This window comes from Rhodococcus sp. OK519 (assembly GCF_003051005.1).
Lineage (GTDB): Bacteria > Actinomycetota > Actinomycetes > Mycobacteriales > Mycobacteriaceae > Prescottella.
In genome coordinates, this window is record NZ_QAOW01000001.1 from 1446024 (window position 1) to 1460637 (window position 14614).

18 protein-coding genes are annotated in these 14614 nt (G+C 68.9%); 13 read left to right on the plus strand and 5 right to left on the minus strand.

Annotated elements, in window-relative coordinates; genetic code table 11:
* The first annotated feature begins 30 nt into the window (after nucleotides 1-30).
* Nucleotides 31-429, plus strand: coding sequence for a VOC family protein (locus tag C8K36_RS06675; protein WP_181319397.1), 399 nt, complete (start codon nucleotides 31-33; stop codon nucleotides 427-429).
* A 39-nt stretch (nucleotides 430-468) separates the two neighbouring features.
* The gene (locus C8K36_RS06680; RefSeq protein WP_107983544.1) at nucleotides 469-1215 is read left to right on the plus strand and encodes a Mut7-C RNAse domain-containing protein; all 747 of its coding nucleotides are present in this window, start codon (nucleotides 469-471) and stop codon (nucleotides 1213-1215) included.
* 9 nt (nucleotides 1216-1224) lie between these two features.
* Here C8K36_RS06680 and C8K36_RS06685 read toward each other — a convergent pair whose 3' ends face one another.
* Nucleotides 1225-2370, minus strand: coding sequence for a lipase family protein (locus tag C8K36_RS06685; protein ID WP_107983545.1), 1146 nt, complete (start codon nucleotides 2368-2370; stop codon nucleotides 1225-1227).
* Between the two features lie 172 nt (nucleotides 2371-2542).
* Here C8K36_RS06685 and C8K36_RS06690 point away from each other — a divergent pair, with 172 nt between their 5' ends.
* Both C8K36_RS06690 and C8K36_RS06695 read left to right on the plus strand, forming a co-directional pair.
* The gene (locus C8K36_RS06690; protein ID WP_107983817.1) at nucleotides 2543-2839 is read left to right on the plus strand and encodes a hypothetical protein; all 297 of its coding nucleotides are present in this window, start codon (nucleotides 2543-2545) and stop codon (nucleotides 2837-2839) included.
* 30 nt (nucleotides 2840-2869) lie between these two features.
* Nucleotides 2870-3598, plus strand: coding sequence for a DUF6226 family protein (locus tag C8K36_RS06695; RefSeq protein WP_107983546.1), 729 nt, complete (start codon nucleotides 2870-2872; stop codon nucleotides 3596-3598).
* Between the two features lie 89 nt (nucleotides 3599-3687).
* Here the strand turns inward: C8K36_RS06695 and C8K36_RS06700 are convergent, their stop codons facing one another.
* Complete coding sequence (locus tag C8K36_RS06700; RefSeq protein WP_107983547.1) at nucleotides 3688-4320, minus strand: TetR/AcrR family transcriptional regulator C-terminal domain-containing protein; 633 nt, start codon at nucleotides 4318-4320, stop codon at nucleotides 3688-3690.
* 179 nt (nucleotides 4321-4499) lie between these two features.
* Between C8K36_RS06700 and bioB the strand changes: the two genes are divergently transcribed.
* The 3 genes from bioB to C8K36_RS06715 are packed head-to-tail and all read left to right on the plus strand — an operon-like array spanning nucleotide 4500 to nucleotide 6335.
* Nucleotides 4500-5519 carry a biotin synthase BioB gene (gene bioB / locus C8K36_RS06705; protein ID WP_107983818.1) on the plus strand — a complete coding sequence of 340 codons (1020 nt, stop codon included), beginning with the start codon at nucleotides 4500-4502 and terminating at the stop codon, nucleotides 5517-5519.
* Nucleotides 5506-5766, plus strand: coding sequence for a hypothetical protein (locus C8K36_RS06710; RefSeq protein WP_107983548.1), 261 nt, complete (start codon nucleotides 5506-5508; stop codon nucleotides 5764-5766). Before bioB ends, C8K36_RS06710 begins: the two co-directional genes overlap by 14 nt.
* Before the next feature lie 11 nt (nucleotides 5767-5777).
* Nucleotides 5778-6335, plus strand: coding sequence for a DUF2567 domain-containing protein (locus tag C8K36_RS06715; protein ID WP_258195194.1), 558 nt, complete (start codon nucleotides 5778-5780; stop codon nucleotides 6333-6335).
* Nucleotides 6336-6349: 14 nt separating this feature from the next.
* Here the strand turns inward: C8K36_RS06715 and C8K36_RS06720 are convergent, their stop codons facing one another.
* Complete coding sequence (locus C8K36_RS06720; RefSeq protein ID WP_107983549.1) at nucleotides 6350-7408, minus strand: winged helix DNA-binding domain-containing protein; 1059 nt, start codon at nucleotides 7406-7408, stop codon at nucleotides 6350-6352.
* Nucleotides 7409-7706: 298 nt separating this feature from the next.
* On the opposite strand from C8K36_RS06720, the gene C8K36_RS06725 reads away from it, so the two are divergent.
* Entirely contained in the window at nucleotides 7707-8099 is a 393-nt protein-coding gene (locus tag C8K36_RS06725; RefSeq protein ID WP_107983820.1) for a hypothetical protein, read from the plus strand.
* A gap of 68 nt (nucleotides 8100-8167) precedes the next feature.
* On the opposite strand, the gene C8K36_RS06730 is transcribed toward C8K36_RS06725, so the two are convergent.
* Nucleotides 8168-8863 (minus strand): lysophospholipid acyltransferase family protein, encoded by a 696-nt coding sequence (locus C8K36_RS06730; RefSeq protein WP_107983550.1) that lies wholly within the window; start codon nucleotides 8861-8863, stop codon nucleotides 8168-8170.
* Between the two features lie 39 nt (nucleotides 8864-8902).
* Between C8K36_RS06730 and C8K36_RS06735 the strand changes: the two genes are divergently transcribed.
* Nucleotides 8903-9454, plus strand: a complete 552-nt coding sequence (locus C8K36_RS06735; protein WP_107983551.1) for a TetR/AcrR family transcriptional regulator — start codon at nucleotides 8903-8905, stop codon at nucleotides 9452-9454.
* A gap of 33 nt (nucleotides 9455-9487) precedes the next feature.
* On the opposite strand, the gene C8K36_RS06740 is transcribed toward C8K36_RS06735, so the two are convergent.
* The gene (locus C8K36_RS06740; protein WP_107983552.1) at nucleotides 9488-10222 is read right to left on the minus strand and encodes an NUDIX hydrolase; all 735 of its coding nucleotides are present in this window, start codon (nucleotides 10220-10222) and stop codon (nucleotides 9488-9490) included.
* Nucleotides 10223-10325: 103 nt separating this feature from the next.
* Here C8K36_RS06740 and nadA point away from each other — a divergent pair, with 103 nt between their 5' ends.
* The 4 genes from nadA to C8K36_RS06760 are packed head-to-tail and all read left to right on the plus strand — an operon-like array spanning nucleotide 10326 to nucleotide 14412.
* Complete coding sequence (gene nadA / locus C8K36_RS06745) at nucleotides 10326-11357, plus strand: quinolinate synthase NadA (protein WP_107983553.1); 1032 nt, start codon at nucleotides 10326-10328, stop codon at nucleotides 11355-11357.
* Nucleotides 11357-12934 (plus strand): L-aspartate oxidase, encoded by a 1578-nt coding sequence (locus C8K36_RS06750; RefSeq protein ID WP_107983554.1) that lies wholly within the window; start codon nucleotides 11357-11359, stop codon nucleotides 12932-12934. The genes nadA and C8K36_RS06750 overlap by 1 nt, the downstream gene beginning before the upstream one ends.
* Complete coding sequence (gene nadC / locus C8K36_RS06755) at nucleotides 12931-13791, plus strand: carboxylating nicotinate-nucleotide diphosphorylase (RefSeq protein ID WP_107983555.1); 861 nt, start codon at nucleotides 12931-12933, stop codon at nucleotides 13789-13791. The genes C8K36_RS06750 and nadC overlap by 4 nt, the downstream gene beginning before the upstream one ends.
* Before the next feature lie 6 nt (nucleotides 13792-13797).
* Nucleotides 13798-14412, plus strand: a complete 615-nt coding sequence (locus tag C8K36_RS06760) for an NAD(P)H-dependent oxidoreductase (RefSeq protein WP_107983556.1) — start codon at nucleotides 13798-13800, stop codon at nucleotides 14410-14412.
* Nucleotides 14413-14614 lie beyond the last annotated feature (202 nt).

A 14614-nucleotide genomic window follows, 5' to 3' on the forward strand; every position in this document is an offset into this window, starting at 1 on the left:
ATGGAGGCGTCGGATCGCAAGGGGTCTTCCATGACCGTCTCGCTCGACCACACCATCGTTCTCGCGCACGACAAGCAGCGTTCGGCACAGTTCCTCACAGCTTTGCTCGACCTTCCGGACCCGATTCCGGCCGACCCGTTCCTGGCGGTTCCGCTGGGGAACGGGGTCACACTCGATTTCGCGGACCCACCGGTGGAGGTGCAGCCGCAGCACTATGCGTTCCGGGTGAGTACGGAGCAGTTCGACGTGATCTACGGCCGGATCGTCGCGCAGGGGCTCGAACACTGGGCCGATCCGCACCAGTCGCGGCCCGGCACCTTCAATCGGAACCACGGCGGTCGCGGCGTGTACTTCCACGACCCTGCGGGCCACCACCTCGAGGTGCTGACGCGACCCGACGACGCCGCGGGTGTGGTCAGCGAGAGCTGACGGGGCCGCGGGGGCTTCGGCCTGCGTGGTGACGCCGGGATGGATCGAGCGTCGTGCGAGTTCCGCTTCTACGGGGAGTTGAACGACTTCCTCGATTCCGCGTATCGCAAGCGAAGTTTCGTACACGCGTTCGACGGCTCACCGTCGGTGAAGGATCGGATCGAATCGTGCGGTGTGCCGCACACGGAGGTTGATCTGATCCTCGTCGATGGTGAACCGTCGACGTTCGACCGTCGTCTGCGGGGCGGCGAGCGGGTCGCGGTGTATCCCGCATTCCAGTCGATCGATCTGGGCGACATTCCGCCGCTGCGCCCACCCCTGCGCAACCCGAGGTTCGTGCTCGACGTGCATCTCGGGCGGCTCGCCCGCTATCTGCGGCTGCTCGGTTTCGACAGCGTGTACTCGGACGACCGGACCGACGACGAACTGCTCGCGATATCGGGCGCCGAGAACCGGGTTCTGCTCACACGTGACATCGGTCTGCTCGAGCGTGCGGCGCTCGTGCACGGCGGCTTCCTCCACGAGACGGACTCCCGACTGCAGCTTCGTGAGGTGTTGGACCGGTACGGGTTACAGGATCGGATCGCCCCGTTGACGCGGTGCGCCCGCTGCAACGGGCTGATCGGCCCGGCCACCCCGGCGCTCGCGCGCGGTCGTGTCCCCGCGGGCGTCCTGCGTGAGCAGCGGCGCTTCAGCCGGTGCCACGACTGCGGTCAGGTGTACTGGCTGGGCGGTCACCTCGCGCGGTTGCGGGCAAGGCTCGCGGAGGTGGGCGTGTGGTTCTGACACCTGGCGTCACGGCGCGAACAGCCCCCTCACGAAGGCCGTCGCGTCCGGCAACGACGCCCGCATCGTCTCGAGATGCCCGGTGGGGTATGTGCGGAAGGTGACCGGTTGCCGCTGGACGGCCAGATCCGCCGCCAACTTCAGTGCCAGCGGGGCCGGCACCATCTCGTCGGTCAGACCCTGGCCGAGGAACACCGGCCGGTCGTACCCGGAGGTGGGAACCTCGAGCATGTTCCGGACCGCGGCGAGGAGGGCAGGATCGTCGAGTGGACGGGAGACGAGGTCGCCGATCGAGACGCCCTCCAGTCTCGGGGCCATCGTCTCGTAGCACTCGGACTCGGCGGCGGCGAGGGCATCGCGCCCCGTCGCGGTGAGGAATCGGTCGACGTCCAGATCCGGGCGTGCCGCCCGCAGGCCCGCCAGGATGTACGTCACGAAGACCGTGCTGCCGGTGAGTGGAAGTTGGGGGAATCCCGGCCGCACGAGTGTCGTCAGATTCTCGAGGTTCGACGGCGCCCCGGTCGCGACCGCACCGCGGTAGTCGAGGTCCGGTGCGTAGCGCGTCGCCCGCGCCGCGGTGAACAGTGCCGCCTGGCCGCCCTGCGACTGTCCGAGAGCCACCCAGCGCGAGGACAGGGTGGGCTCGACGTCCCGTGCTGCCCGCACCATGTCGATCACGCTGTTCGCCTCGGTGGGTCCGTCCAGATAGGGGTGCAGGCCGGGGGTTCCCAGGCCGACGTAGTCGGTGGCGACGATCGCGTATCCCTGCGACAGCCAGCGCGCCAGATACGGGGTGCCGACCGTCCCGGTCACGGTGGGCGAGCATCGATCGGCGATGCCCACCGTGCCGTGTGCCCACGAGATCACCGGCCAACCGCCGTCCGGTGGCTGTCCCGGCGGGAGGAAGACGGCGCCGGTGCTCGGTGCCGGACGGCCCAGCGGTCCGGTGGTCCAGTAGGTGAGCTTGATTCCGGTGACCGCACCCGGAATCCATGACGACGCAGGCAACGGTTCCACCGACGTCACGGACCCCGGCGAGACAGTCGAGTTCGACGTCTGCACGTGCAACGGGTGCGCGGCGGCGGCCGTCACCCCGATCGCCGTCGTGACGGTCGCGATCGCGAGTGCGGTTCGGCCTAGCAGTCTTCCGATCATCGCGTCACCCCGCAGATGTCGTGAGCGTGCGCTGCATCTCCCATTCTGCTGGCCGGGACGTGATCTCCGCACAGGATTCGGCGGCGCTAGCATCGAAAGTGCTGGACGCGGCTTCGTACTGGGGGTGTCGTTTATGGGACCGGGTGAATATCCGGGGGAGTTTGCCGGTGAGATGGCGACGCCACCGACGTGGCTCGCGGTGCTCGCGGTCCTTCCCGTCGTTGCGATGATGCTGGCACTCGCGTGGTTCGGGTGGCAGGAGTGGTCTGCGCGTAGCCGCACCCGCACCTCACCGGTACACGCCGCGGCGTGGGCGATGGATCACGACGAACTTGCCCGCGCCATCCACGCGCTCACCGACCGTGAACGCGAACTGCTCGGGGCGGGCGACGTCGACGCTGCCCGCGCGGTCGCCGTCGACCGGGACATCTGCGTCGCGGTAGCCGAACGGCGCCAGGACGTTTCCTGACCCAGGTGTCGGGTAGGTAGCGTCTCGCAGATGGGGAGCGAAACGGGATCGAGCTGGTGGGTGGCCTGGAACGGCGACGTTCGTCGGTTCCTCGAAACCGGCAGGGGCGGTAAGGCCTCGGTGCTCTCGCGCGAGGTCTGCGAACTGCTCGACGACGTCGACGCGGCATTCGCGGTCGCCGGAGCACACACTCCGCAGTGGCCCGACCCCCAGCAGGACGGCCCCGCCCCGGGAGAGGACGCTTACGAGCGGGTCACCGACCCGGACAAGTTCCTGATCGTGGTGGCCAGGGCGCGAGCATGGGCGGAGGTTCTCCTCGGTCGGGGTTGGGCGCGAGAGGCGCCGTCCGTGGAGTGGGCGCTTCGTCCGTTCGAATCGGGCGGTGCCGACACTGTCCTCGCGCCCGTCGCCGACGGTGCGGTTCCGCTGGTGTTGACGACACATACGCCGGTGGACAGCAACCACATCTACACCGTCACGGTTGCGGCGGGGGACCCCGCGGTGAGGTTGGCGGAAGTTCCCGATTGCGGATGCGACGGATGCGATCGCGGGTCCGCCGAGCTGCTCAGGGATATGGACCAGTGGGTGTTGTCAATCGTCGGCGGTTCCCTCGAAGTCGACCTGACGCTCAAAGGTTGTTCCGTTCGAACATCTTTCGGCGGAGAGGGTGGGACCGTGCAGCACGTCGTCCAACCCGCCGCGCTCACGGCAGCGTCGTGGTCCGCCGACTGGACGCCCCGGTTCGTGCCTGAGTATTGACGAGCGAAAATCCGCACCTGACGGAACAGTTGGAATAGCCGAACTCGGCTGCACTCGTACGGCTGTAAAGATGCCTGGAGGCGGTGGGCCTACGAGGGTTTGTCGGCGGGTCGGCCCAGGCGGGCCCGCACCCCGTCGATGAACAGCGCCAGTCCGAAATCGAATCGAACGGACGGATCGCCGTCGAGCAGTTCGTCGTCGGAGCCGACGTCGGCGGCGGTCGCGGTGTCGGGCGAGGCGGGCGTGCGAGTGAGGGCGCCCATCGCCTCCATCTGTGCCCGCGACTGCTCGTCGACGGTGTGGCCGAGCACGAAGTAGAGCAGCGTGTAGGCCGCGAGTTCCGCGTAGGGAAGGGGGAGTCCGGCCCGGACGCCGGCGCCCACGAAGCTTTCGCGGGCCAGGTTCGATGTCATGCGGGACGCGTAGGTTGCGGCGACCAGTTCGGCGCCGTCGCGGTGCGCGAGCAGTGCCCCGCGCAGGCGGTGTGCCAGTTCGGCGATGCCGTCGTCCCAGCGCTCGGATGAGACGGGGGCGTCGACGCCCTCGAGGATCCGGTCGGCCATTGCGCCCAGGAGGGTCTGCTTGTTGGGGAAGTGCCAGTAGAGGGCGCCGGGCTGCACGCCGAGCGAGGTCGCCAGGCGCCGCATCGTCAGATCGGCCAGGCCGTACTCGTCGAGGATCGCCATCGCCCCGTCGAGGACGTCGCCGCGTCGTAGCTGCACTGACCTGCTCCTCCGGTTCGGCCCCCGGGTCCGGGGTGGCCTGTTCCTTTGACACTAATCGACCGCGGCTCTAACGTGAACGCCGTTCAACTTGTACGGTGTTCAAGTCCGGCACCGATCTAGCTGCTGTAGTCGTCAGGTCCCGGGTGTCGGGACTGTCCGCACCCGAGGAGTTTGCAGTGACCAGCGCCCCCGACGTTCTCGACCTCGACATTCTTGCCACCGCCCGCGAGCAGGTACTCGACCGCGGAGAAGCCCTGAACCAGGAGCAGGTGCTCGAGGTGCTGCGCCTCGGCGACGACCGACTCGAGGAGTTGCTCGCCCTCGCGCACGACGTGCGGATGAAGTGGTGCGGCCCCGAGGTCGAGGTCGAGGGGATCATCAGCCTCAAGACCGGCGGCTGCCCCGAGGACTGCCACTTCTGTTCGCAGTCGGGGCTGTTCCAGTCGCCCGTGCGTGCCGCGTGGCTCGATATCCCGAGCCTGGTCGAGGCCGCGAAGCAGACCGCGAAGTCCGGTGCCACCGAGTTCTGCATCGTCGCCGCCGTCCGTGGCCCCGACGAGAAGCTGCTCGCGCAGGTCGCCGCCGGTATCGAGGCCATCCGCAACGAGGTCGACATCCAGATCGCGTGCTCGCTCGGCATGCTCACGCAGGAGCAGGTCGACCAGTTGGCGGCCATGGGCGTGCACCGCTACAACCACAATCTCGAGACCGCCGAGTCGTACTTCCCCAACGTCGTCACCACCCACACGTGGGACGAGCGGTGGGAGACTCTCCGCATGGTCCGAGAGGCCGGCATGGAAGTGTGCTGCGGCGGCATCCTCGGTATGGGTGAGAGCGTCGAGCAGCGCGCCGAGTTCGCGGCCAACCTCGCCGCCCTCGAACCGGACGAGGTGCCGCTCAACTTCTTCAACCCGCGCCCGGGCACGCCGTTCGGTGATCTGGATGTGCTGCCCGCGAGCGAGGCCCTCAAGTCGGTGGCGGCGTTCCGTCTCGCGCTGCCGCGCACGATCCTGCGTTTCGCCGGCGGCCGTGAGATCACCCTCGGCGACCTCGGCGCCAAGCAGGGCATGCTCGGCGGCATCAACGCGGTCATCGTCGGCAACTACCTGACCACCCTGGGTCGGCCCGCCGAGAGCGACCTGGATCTGCTGGTGGACCTCGAGATGCCGATCAAGGCGCTCAATGCGACGCTCTGACTCTGCGGGTGGCCCGGCTCGCACCGTGACCGCTGCGGAGAGCGAGCGTTACGACCCGTTCACCGGGCAGCGGATCGTCTCCGGAGTAAACGCCGCGACGTCCGTGTCGGCGCAGTTGGGTCTCGAGCCTCCGCGGTTCTGCGAACAGTGCGGGCGCCGGATGATCGTCCAGGTCAGTCCCGACGGCTGGTGGGCGAAGTGTTCCCGGCACGGTGTCCTCGACTCGACTCTGGTCGGCCGCAGGTAACGTCGCCTGGTGTGACGCCACCCCGACACCTCTCGCTGCGAGCCGCAGCGAGGATCGTTGCAGTACTGACGATCCTCGGTGTCCCCGCCGGGGCCGTCTGGGCTCTGCTGGCGCCGGCGGTGCACGTGCTCGTGGTCGCCGAGAGCCGGGGTGTCGTGCTCACGACCGAGAGCCTGCACCGCTTCGACGCGGTCGCGATCTTCTCGGGGATCGCGATCGTGCTCGGTGTGCTGTCGGCGGTCGTCGTGTGGGGGATGCGCAAGTCCCGCGGCCCCGGTGCGGTTGCGGCCCTGATCGTCGGGTCGGCCGCGGGCGCGGGTGTGGCTGCCCTCGTCGGCATGGGGCTCGCGGGGCTGCGCTATCCGAAACCTGAGGGTTCGGCGGTCGACACCGTTGTCGCGGTGGCTCCGGGTCTGTCGACACCACTCGTTCTGGTCGCCCAGCCACTCGCGGCCGCCCTGATCTATCTGCTGCTCGTGTCACTCAGTCCTGACGACGACCTCGGCGTCGGCGACGGGGAGCGCTCCGTCGTTGCCGAAGAACCGGCCACCGTCGACGAGGGCCCGTAGCCGGTCGGTGGATTTCAGGCCAGCATCGAGTACGCCTTGGGGATCGCCCTTTCGGTGCGTGTGCTGAACCTGGTGAACGGGGTCGCGTCGACATCAGCGGTGGTGCCCCGGCGGGGCCGCTTCCACGTGCCGACCACCCGCCCGTTGTCGACGACGGTGGGGCTGAACATGCCGTTGTTGCCGGGCTGCAGGCGCGGCTGAAACGCCCGATCCACGGCCGCGCTGCGGTCCCGGTATCCGAGGATGAACTCGTCGAATCCGGGAAGTAGGAAGATCCCGCGGGCTTCCCGTCGATGAGTCGCCAGTAGGCCGGGGGTAGCCGGATCGAGAAAGTAGTCGGTGCCGTCGACCTGGATCCGCTCGAGGTGCTCGGACGCCATCGCCAACCCGGCCCGCGCCTGCCGGACCGGGAGTTTCGTCCACCACACGAAGTCGTCGAGCGTCGCCGGGCCGTGGCTGCGGAAGTAGCGCGTCGCCCACTCGGCGAGCGCCTCGTCGCCGTGGAGTTCCCGCGCGTCCCGGATCCACTCGGCCGACAACACCACTCGTTGCTGTCCGTCGTCGACGGGACCGAGGCACACGACCCCGGTCAGCGCGAGCGTCCACATCAGGTGCTGCCCGCGCTGATTCGCTGTCGCGATTCCGGCCTGCCCCCATTCGTGCAACAGATGGCCACGGTCGAGGCCGTTGCCGGCGAGGACGTTCCGGGCCACGGCACCCGCCTGCTCCACCGCCGCGTCGTCGATGTCGAGTGCCCGGTGGCGGGCCCGCGCACTCGACAGCGTCCGAGCGCCGGTGAGGGCCAGCATCCACGGCAGGTCCTGCGCCGCGACGAAGTGCAGCGTTCCGCGCATAGGCCACGAGCGCACGACTGCGCCGGCGTTGAGCGCGTCGAGGATCGACGTACGGCCCTCGGGACCCGATCGCAGTGCGATCGACGTGAGCGCACCCGGAAAGTCCTGCGCCTGCGCAGCGGTCAATCGACGCACAGCCTCCGCCGCCGACCCGAATCCGGGGCCCGCGATCCCCTGGGCGACCAGGCGCATCAGGGCGAGTTCACGCAGCGTCGTCATGCGACGAATCTAGTGCCGCGTGGCTAAAGGAACGAGGAACCGCTCCGGATGCCTGTCGCCGCCGGAGCGCAGCGATCCAATGCCGCACCTGCGCAGCCGGATCCGCGAAGCGCGCGTCCGGCATGCTGAACGCGGCGCACCGTGCGATGCTGCGACGATGAGAACTTCACATCGAATTGTTTCCACCGCGGCCGCCGGGCTTATGGGTGCCGCCATGTTCGTTGCGGCGCCGGGCGTGGCCAGCGCCGCCGATCCGTGCCAGCTCGGGTGGTCGAACGTAGGGCCCCGGACGTGCGCTATGACCGATGTCGGAATGGCACCGGTGTGGACACTTGGAAACGGCATCTGCGCCGGAATGCTCGTCGCCTCGGGGAATGCGTTCGACGGGCCCCTCGCTGAGTACTCATCCGCTCCCGGCGCTGTTCACTCCATCGAATTGCGTATCTCGCAGGGCTTCTCCCCGCTGGGTGAGTGGGCGTCGACCGTTCTGGCCTGCGACGCAACGGCGATCATCGACTGGCAGAATCTCGACACCGGCCAATCCGGCACGGTGAGTCAGCACATTCCGGCGACCAACACGAGTACCTTCCCGGCGTACATGCATGTGGCCACCGGCCCGGGGCACGTTCGGCTCACCATGCGGACCGACCGTCCGAGCATTCCGGCCACGACCGACGTGGTCGTACCCTGACGCCGAGAACACGATCGAGCACGTGACACTCGAGTTTCGGCTCCGCGAGGTGTGAGCGACAACGGGTCTCACGCGGCGTCGGCTTTCGCGTCCGTCGCCTGCCACGACTTTGCGTAGGAGTCGATGTAGGCCTGGCCCGTCTGGTGGCCGATCGTGTGCATGAGCGAGTCGGTCGCGGCCCGCACTCCCGGCGGCCCCATGCGGCGGTAGGGCGTCAGGTCCATGGGCGGGAGAATCTGGACGACGACCCGACGCCGCCACCGGGGGCTCGAGATGCTGCGCGCCGTCCCGGTGATCGCAACGGGGACCAGGGGTGCTCCCGTCTCCATCGCGACACGGATCGCACCTGTCCGGCCCCGATGGAGACGCCCGTCGGGTGACCGCGTCCCCTCGGGATGAATGCCCCAAGCGCCTCCGCGACGGACTATGCCGACAGCGGCTTCGAGTGCCGGTGACGCCGCGGAACCGCCGCGGCGATCGACCGGAATCTGGCCGAGTGCGGAGAAGAACCGTCGCTTCGCGGCCCCGACGATGCCGCGCCCTTCGAAGTACTCGGCCTTCGCCAAGAACGTCGTCGGTCGCCGTGCCGCCAGGGTGAGATAGAAGGAGTCGGCGACCGCCAGGTGATTGGCGGCGAGGATCACGGGACCGCGGCGCGGAATGTGTTCGCGACCGATGATGCGCGGCCGGCCCATCAGGCGTAGTGCCGGTCCGATCAACACGAATCGGCACAGTGTGTAGGCGTAGCGGTTCCGTCCAGACATAGACACTGTCTACTCCGTATAGGAGACACTGTCTACGTGATGAACGACGGAACGCGGCAAGCGCTGGTGAAGGCTGGTGTCGAGCTGCTCGAGGAAACGGGATCGGCCGACGTCGGACTGCGGGCCATCGCCCGCCGTGCCGGCGTCTCGCACGGGGCGCCACGCCGCTGGTTCCCCACACACCGAAGCCTGCTTGCAGCGATCGCAGAGGTGGGATTGGCTGATCTCGCGACGGTCTTGGCCGAGGCGGCCGAACGGTCGGGGAGCGATCTCACCGAGGTGGCCGAGGCGTACGTCGCTTTCGCGGTGGGTCGGCCGGCGATGTTCACGCTCATTTTCCGGCACGACCTACTCGAGGGTTCCGGCGCCGAATTGCGGACCGTGTCGCAACCGTTGTTCCGATGGCTCGTCGAGATGGTCGAGCGTGTGTCGGGAGGCGGTGAACCCGAGGTGCGGGCGGCGGCGCTGTGGGTCGGCATCCACGGCATCGCCGTACTTGCGGCGACCGGTTCGCTCGAACTCGCCACCGACGGTGTCGATCGGCGGCGCGTGATCGGGACGGTCGTACGAAACAGTTTGTCGTCGAGGTGATCCGGTCGGGACGGTGGCGAATCGCCGACCTGCTCAGACAGGCGGTCGCAGCGCCGCGAACTCGTCCGTGACCCGCAGTTGCGTGTCGGTGAAGCGGTACAGTGCCGCCGGTCGACCGCCGGTCCGCCCTGAGCGGGCCGTGTTCCCGGTGGCGGTAATGACCCCGCGACGGGTGAGAACACGCTGCAAATTCGTCGTATCCACCTGGTAACCCAGTGCAGCGCAGTAGATTTCACGTAGCGTCGACATCGTGAACTCGTCCGGCGCCAGGGCGAACGCGATGTTCGTGTACGACAGCTTCGCGGCCAGGCGGGTGCGGGCGTGCTCGACCACCGTGCCGTGGTCGAACGACATCTCCGGCAGTGCCGAGACTGGATGCCACGCGGTGTCCGCCGGGATTTGGGGATCGGCGGGGAGCGGGACCAGGCCAAGGTAGGTCGATGCGATGCGGCGATCGCCGGGCACGCGGTGTGGATCGCTGAATACCGACAACTGTTCCAGGTGTGCCACCTCGCGGACGTCGACCTTCTCGGCGAGCTGGCGTCGGGCCGACGTCTTGAGGTCCTCGTCGTCGCGCAGGGTGCCGCCGGGCAGCGACCACGTGCCCTTCTGCGGGTCGAGTGCGCGCTGCCACAACAGCACCATCAGTTCGTCGGTGCGGCACCCGGTGGGCCCGTGATGGTCGTCACCTGCGGTGATGGTTCGCGCAGTCGGACGAACCTGGAACACCGCGGTGAGCACTTCGTGGACGGTGCTACCATGTGGCATGTTTTCGATCCTAAGTCGAAAACCTCGATTTCGGAAATTCGGGCCAGCCCGCCCGGGTTGTAGTGACGGAGCCGTCGAAGAGGCTTCGAAAGAAGGAGTGGCCATGACCTCCACGTTGTGGGCGGGTGCAGGACAGATCGTGGACGGCCCCGGTGGGTACACCGGCGTCGAGGCAGGGCCGGAGTGGGCGGCCGAGGTCCGCCGTCTGGCCAAGGAGCGCAACGCCACGATTCTGGCGCACAACTACCAGCTGCCCGAGATCCAGGACGTGGCCGACCACGTCGGCGACTCGCTGGCGCTCTCGCGGATCGCCGCGGAGGCCGAGGAGGGCACGATCGTGTTCTGCGGCGTCCACTTCATGGCCGAGACCGCCAAGATTCTGAGCCCCGAGAAGACCGTGCTGATCCCGGACGAGCGGGCCGGTTGCTCGCTCGCCGACTCGATCACCGCCGATCAGCTGCGGGAGTGGAAGGCCGAGCACCCCGAAGCGCTGGTGGTGTCCTACGTGAACACCACCGCCGAGGTGAAGGGTCTGACCGACATCTGCTGCACGTCGTCCAACGCGGTCGACGTCGTCGCGTCGATCGACCCGGACCGCGAGGTGCTGTTCCTTCCCGACCAGTTCCTCGGCGCGCACGTCAAGCGCGTGACCGGCCGCGAGAACATGCACATCTGGGCGGGCGAGTGCCACGTGCACGCCGGCATCAACGGCGACGAGCTCACCGCCAAGGCGAAGAGCCACCCGGACGCCGAACTGTTCGTCCACCCCGAGTGCGGCTGCGCGACGTCGGCGCTGTACCTCGCTGGTGAGGGCTTCGTGCCCGAGGACAAGGTCAAGATCCTCTCGACCGGCGGCATGCTCGACGCCGCCCGCGAGACCGGCGCCAAGCAGGTCCTCGTCGCCACCGAGGTCGGCATGCTGCACCAGCTGCGCAAGGCCGCGCCGGGCGTCGACTTCCAGGCCGTCAACGACCGCGCGTCGTGCCCGTACATGAAGATGATCACCGCGGCGGCCCTGCTGCGCTGCCTCGTCGAGGGCAAGGACGAGGTCCACGTGGCACCCGATGTCGCCGAGCGCGCACGAAAGTCCGTGCAGCGCATGATCGAGATCGGAAACCCCGGCGGCGGAGAGTAGTGGCCGCCGGCCACGGGGGTGACGGGGTCGTGTGGGAGGCGCGCGCCGACGTCGTGGTCGTCGGCGGCGGTGTTGCGGGTCTGACGGCTGCGCGGGTCGCCGCGGAGCGGGGTCTGCAGGTCCTCGTGGTGAGCAAGGGCGGACCCACCGACACCGCGACGCAGTACGCGCAGGGCGGCATCGCCGTGGTCGGCGATCCGCGGACCGACTCGGTCGACTCCCATACCGGCGACACGTGTGTCGCGGGGGTGGGACTGTGCGACGAGGCCGCGGTGCGCTCGATCGTGTCCTCCGGGCGTGAGGCGTTCGCGGCGCTGACCGCGCTGGGGGCGGTGTTCGACGTCGGTGCGGACGGCGCAGTCGCCCGCACGCGCGAGGGTGGGCACAGCACGCGCCGTATCGTCCACGCGGGCGGTGACGCGACCGGAGCCGAGGTGCAGCGGGCGTTGAACGCCGCCGGAATGCCGGTGCTGTTCGGAGCGGCCGCCGCCCGGGTCACCACCGACCGGACCGGGGTCACCGGTCTGATCGTGTTGTCGGACAGGGGAGTCGGAGTCATTCACGCGCCGTCCGTGGTTCTCGCCACCGGCGGTCTGGGGCAGCTGTACTCGTGCAGCACCAATCCGCCCGGCGCCACCGCTGACGGCATCGCGCTGGCGCTCGAAGCCGGTGCGGCCGTGGCTGATCTCGAGTTCGTTCAGTTCCACCCCACGGTGCTGTTCGCGCCCGGCGGGGTGGGACGACGCCCGCTCATCAGCGAGGCCGTGCGCGGTGAGGGCGCCCGGCTCGTCGATGCCGAGGGTCGGTCGGTCACCGCCGGTGTACATCCGCAGGGCGATCTGGCGCCGCGCGATGTCGTCTCCCGGGCCATCGCGCAGCGGCTGCGGGACAGCGGCAGCGATCACGTCTATCTCGACGCGCGGCACCTGACGGGATTCGTGTCGCGCTTCCCGACCGTGACCGCGTCGTGCCTGGACGCGGGTATCGACCCGTCCGAACAGCTGATCCCGGTGGCGCCGGCAGCGCACTATTCGTGTGGTGGCGTGATCACCGATGTGCACGGCCGGACCGAGATCGCGGGGCTGTTCGCGGCCGGCGAGGTGGCCCGCACGGGCCTGCACGGCGCCAATCGGCTGGCGTCGAACAGCCTGCTCGAGGGGCTCGTCGTGGGCGAGCGCGTGGGTCACGCGGCGGCGGAGCGTGCCGACCTGTCGGTCGAGGCGACCGACCTGTTGCTGCCGTTCCGGCGCCGGGCACCGCGTGATCGCGTGCAGGCGCTCATGACCGCGCATGCCTCGGTGGTCCGGGACGGCGCCGGGCTCGCCTCCGCGGCAACCGAGCTGGGCCGTAGCGGCGTTGCCGTGGCCGGCAGCGGTGCGGCACTCGAGGACACCGCGCTCACGATCGCCGCGTCGGCACTCGTGATGGCGGCGTCCGTCCGCCGGGAGAGCCGCGGCTGCCACACCCGCACCGACTACCCGGACACGTCCGACTCGTTCCGCCGCAGCATCGAGGTGCGGATCGGCCGAGACGGTGAACTCGAAGTACCGGAATTGCAATCGACAGGAGCACGATGACCACGCTGGACCGACTCGATCCGCAGGAGACGCTCGCGTTGGTGCGCACGGCGCTCGACGAGGATCTCCGCTACGGCCCGGACATCACCTCGGTCGCGACGGTGCCCGAGGACGCCGTCGCGACGGCGTCTGTGGTCACCCGCTCGGTGGGCACCGTGGCGGGCATCGACATCGGGCTGACCGTCCTCGACGAGGTGATCGGCGTCGGCAACTACGAGGTCGTGGACCGCGTGGTGGACGGAACCCGCGTGCAGCCGGGCGATTCGGTGCTGACGGTGACCGCGCCCACGCGTGGGCTGCTCACCGCGGAGCGCACCATGCTGAACCTCGTGTGCCACCTGTCCGGCATCGCGACCGCGACGTCGGCGTGGGTCGACGCCGTCGACGGCACGGACTGCAAGATCCGCGACAGCCGCAAGACCCTGCCCGGGCTGCGCGGGCTGCAGAAGTACGCGGTCCGTGTGGGTGGCGGTGTGAACCATCGGATGGGTCTCGGTGACGCGGCCCTCATCAAGGACAACCACGTCGCCGCGGCGGGTTCCGTGGTCGCGGCACTGCGTGCGGTGAAGGCCGTCGCCCCGGACATCGAGTGCGAGGTGGAGGTCGACAACCTCACCCAGCTCGACGAGGTGCTTGGCGAAGGCGTCGAACTCGTTCTGCTGGACAACTTCCCGCTGTGGCAGACGCAGATCGCGGTGCAACGGCGTGACACTCTCTCGCCGACCACCAGGCTCGAGTCGTCGGGCGGACTGACGCTCGGCGTCGCTGCGGACTACGCCGCGACCGGGGTCGACTACCTGGCGGTGGGTGCACTGACGCACTCGGTCACCGTGCTGGATCTCGGCCTGGATATGTAGCGCGCCATGTCACACGTGATGCTGCTCCTCGCGCACCCTCGCCCGGACAGCTTCTGCCATGCGATCGCGGACCGGATCCGATCGGTGCTGACCACGTCCGGGCACGACGTGCGCTTCCACGACCTGTACGCCGAGTCGTTCGATCCGATCGTCTCGGCCGAGGAGGCCTACACGACGGGGGAATCGGTCGAGGCCTACCTGGCGCGCGAGGCCGACACCGTCGTCGGACGTCACCGCATGGAACTGCAGGACGCCCGCGGTCTCGTCGTCGTCCATCCCAACTGGTGGGGAAAGCCGCCGGCGATCCTGTCCGGGTGGATGGACCGGGTCGTGGTCCCCGGCGTCGCCTACCGTCTGTCCGACGCGACCGGTGTACCGGAGAGTCTCGTCGCGGTCGAGAGGATGCTCGTGGTGAACACCTCGGACACCACCGCCGAACGAGAGGCCGCGGTGTTCGGGGACCCGCTCGAGGCGATCTGGGGGCGGTGCCTGGCGCCGTATCTCGGCGACCCGTCCTTCGTCCGCCAGGTCCTGCGGCCGGTGACCGACGCGACAGCGGCGCAGCGGGCCGCCTGGCTCGAAGACACTGCGGACCGGGCCCGCTCGCTGTTCTGTCGCTGAATCCACTCCGGTAGTCGGCAGCGCCGATGACGGGTGCGTCCTCGCTCACAGTTGATCTTGAAACGTCCTTAGCTGGGCGAAATGTCTGAAAGACTCCACACGTCGGGGAGTCCATGCAGGGTCGACGGAGGAGCGATGTGTCGCAGCAGAATTCGGATCGAACTGTGTCCGGCGACGGCGCCTCGACTCCCTCGGCGGTCGA

Bases quoted from the DNA above. Each gene is read 5' to 3' on its own strand.
- C8K36_RS06675 (WP_181319397.1), top strand. From the start codon at position 31: ATGACCGTCTCGCTCGACCACACCATCGTTCTCGCGCACGACAAGCAG.
- C8K36_RS06680 (WP_107983544.1), top strand. From the start codon at position 469: ATGGATCGAGCGTCGTGCGAGTTCCGCTTCTACGGGGAGTTGAACGAC.
- C8K36_RS06685 (WP_107983545.1), bottom strand. From the start codon at position 2,370: ATGATCGGAAGACTGCTAGGCCGAACCGCACTCGCGATCGCGACCGTC.
- C8K36_RS06690 (WP_107983817.1), top strand. From the start codon at position 2,543: ATGGCGACGCCACCGACGTGGCTCGCGGTGCTCGCGGTCCTTCCCGTC.
- C8K36_RS06695 (WP_107983546.1), top strand. From the start codon at position 2,870: ATGGGGAGCGAAACGGGATCGAGCTGGTGGGTGGCCTGGAACGGCGAC.
- C8K36_RS06710 (WP_107983548.1), top strand. From the start codon at position 5,506: ATGCGACGCTCTGACTCTGCGGGTGGCCCGGCTCGCACCGTGACCGCT.
- C8K36_RS06720 (WP_107983549.1), bottom strand. From the start codon at position 7,408: ATGACGACGCTGCGTGAACTCGCCCTGATGCGCCTGGTCGCCCAGGGG.
- C8K36_RS06725 (WP_107983820.1), top strand. From the start codon at position 7,707: ATGACCGATGTCGGAATGGCACCGGTGTGGACACTTGGAAACGGCATC.
- C8K36_RS06730 (WP_107983550.1), bottom strand. From the start codon at position 8,863: ATGTCTGGACGGAACCGCTACGCCTACACACTGTGCCGATTCGTGTTG.
- C8K36_RS06735 (WP_107983551.1), top strand. From the start codon at position 8,903: ATGAACGACGGAACGCGGCAAGCGCTGGTGAAGGCTGGTGTCGAGCTG.
- C8K36_RS06740 (WP_107983552.1), bottom strand. From the start codon at position 10,222: ATGCCACATGGTAGCACCGTCCACGAAGTGCTCACCGCGGTGTTCCAG.
- nadA (WP_107983553.1), top strand. From the start codon at position 10,326: ATGACCTCCACGTTGTGGGCGGGTGCAGGACAGATCGTGGACGGCCCC.
- nadC (WP_107983555.1), top strand. From the start codon at position 12,931: ATGACCACGCTGGACCGACTCGATCCGCAGGAGACGCTCGCGTTGGTG.
- C8K36_RS06760 (WP_107983556.1), top strand. From the start codon at position 13,798: ATGTCACACGTGATGCTGCTCCTCGCGCACCCTCGCCCGGACAGCTTC.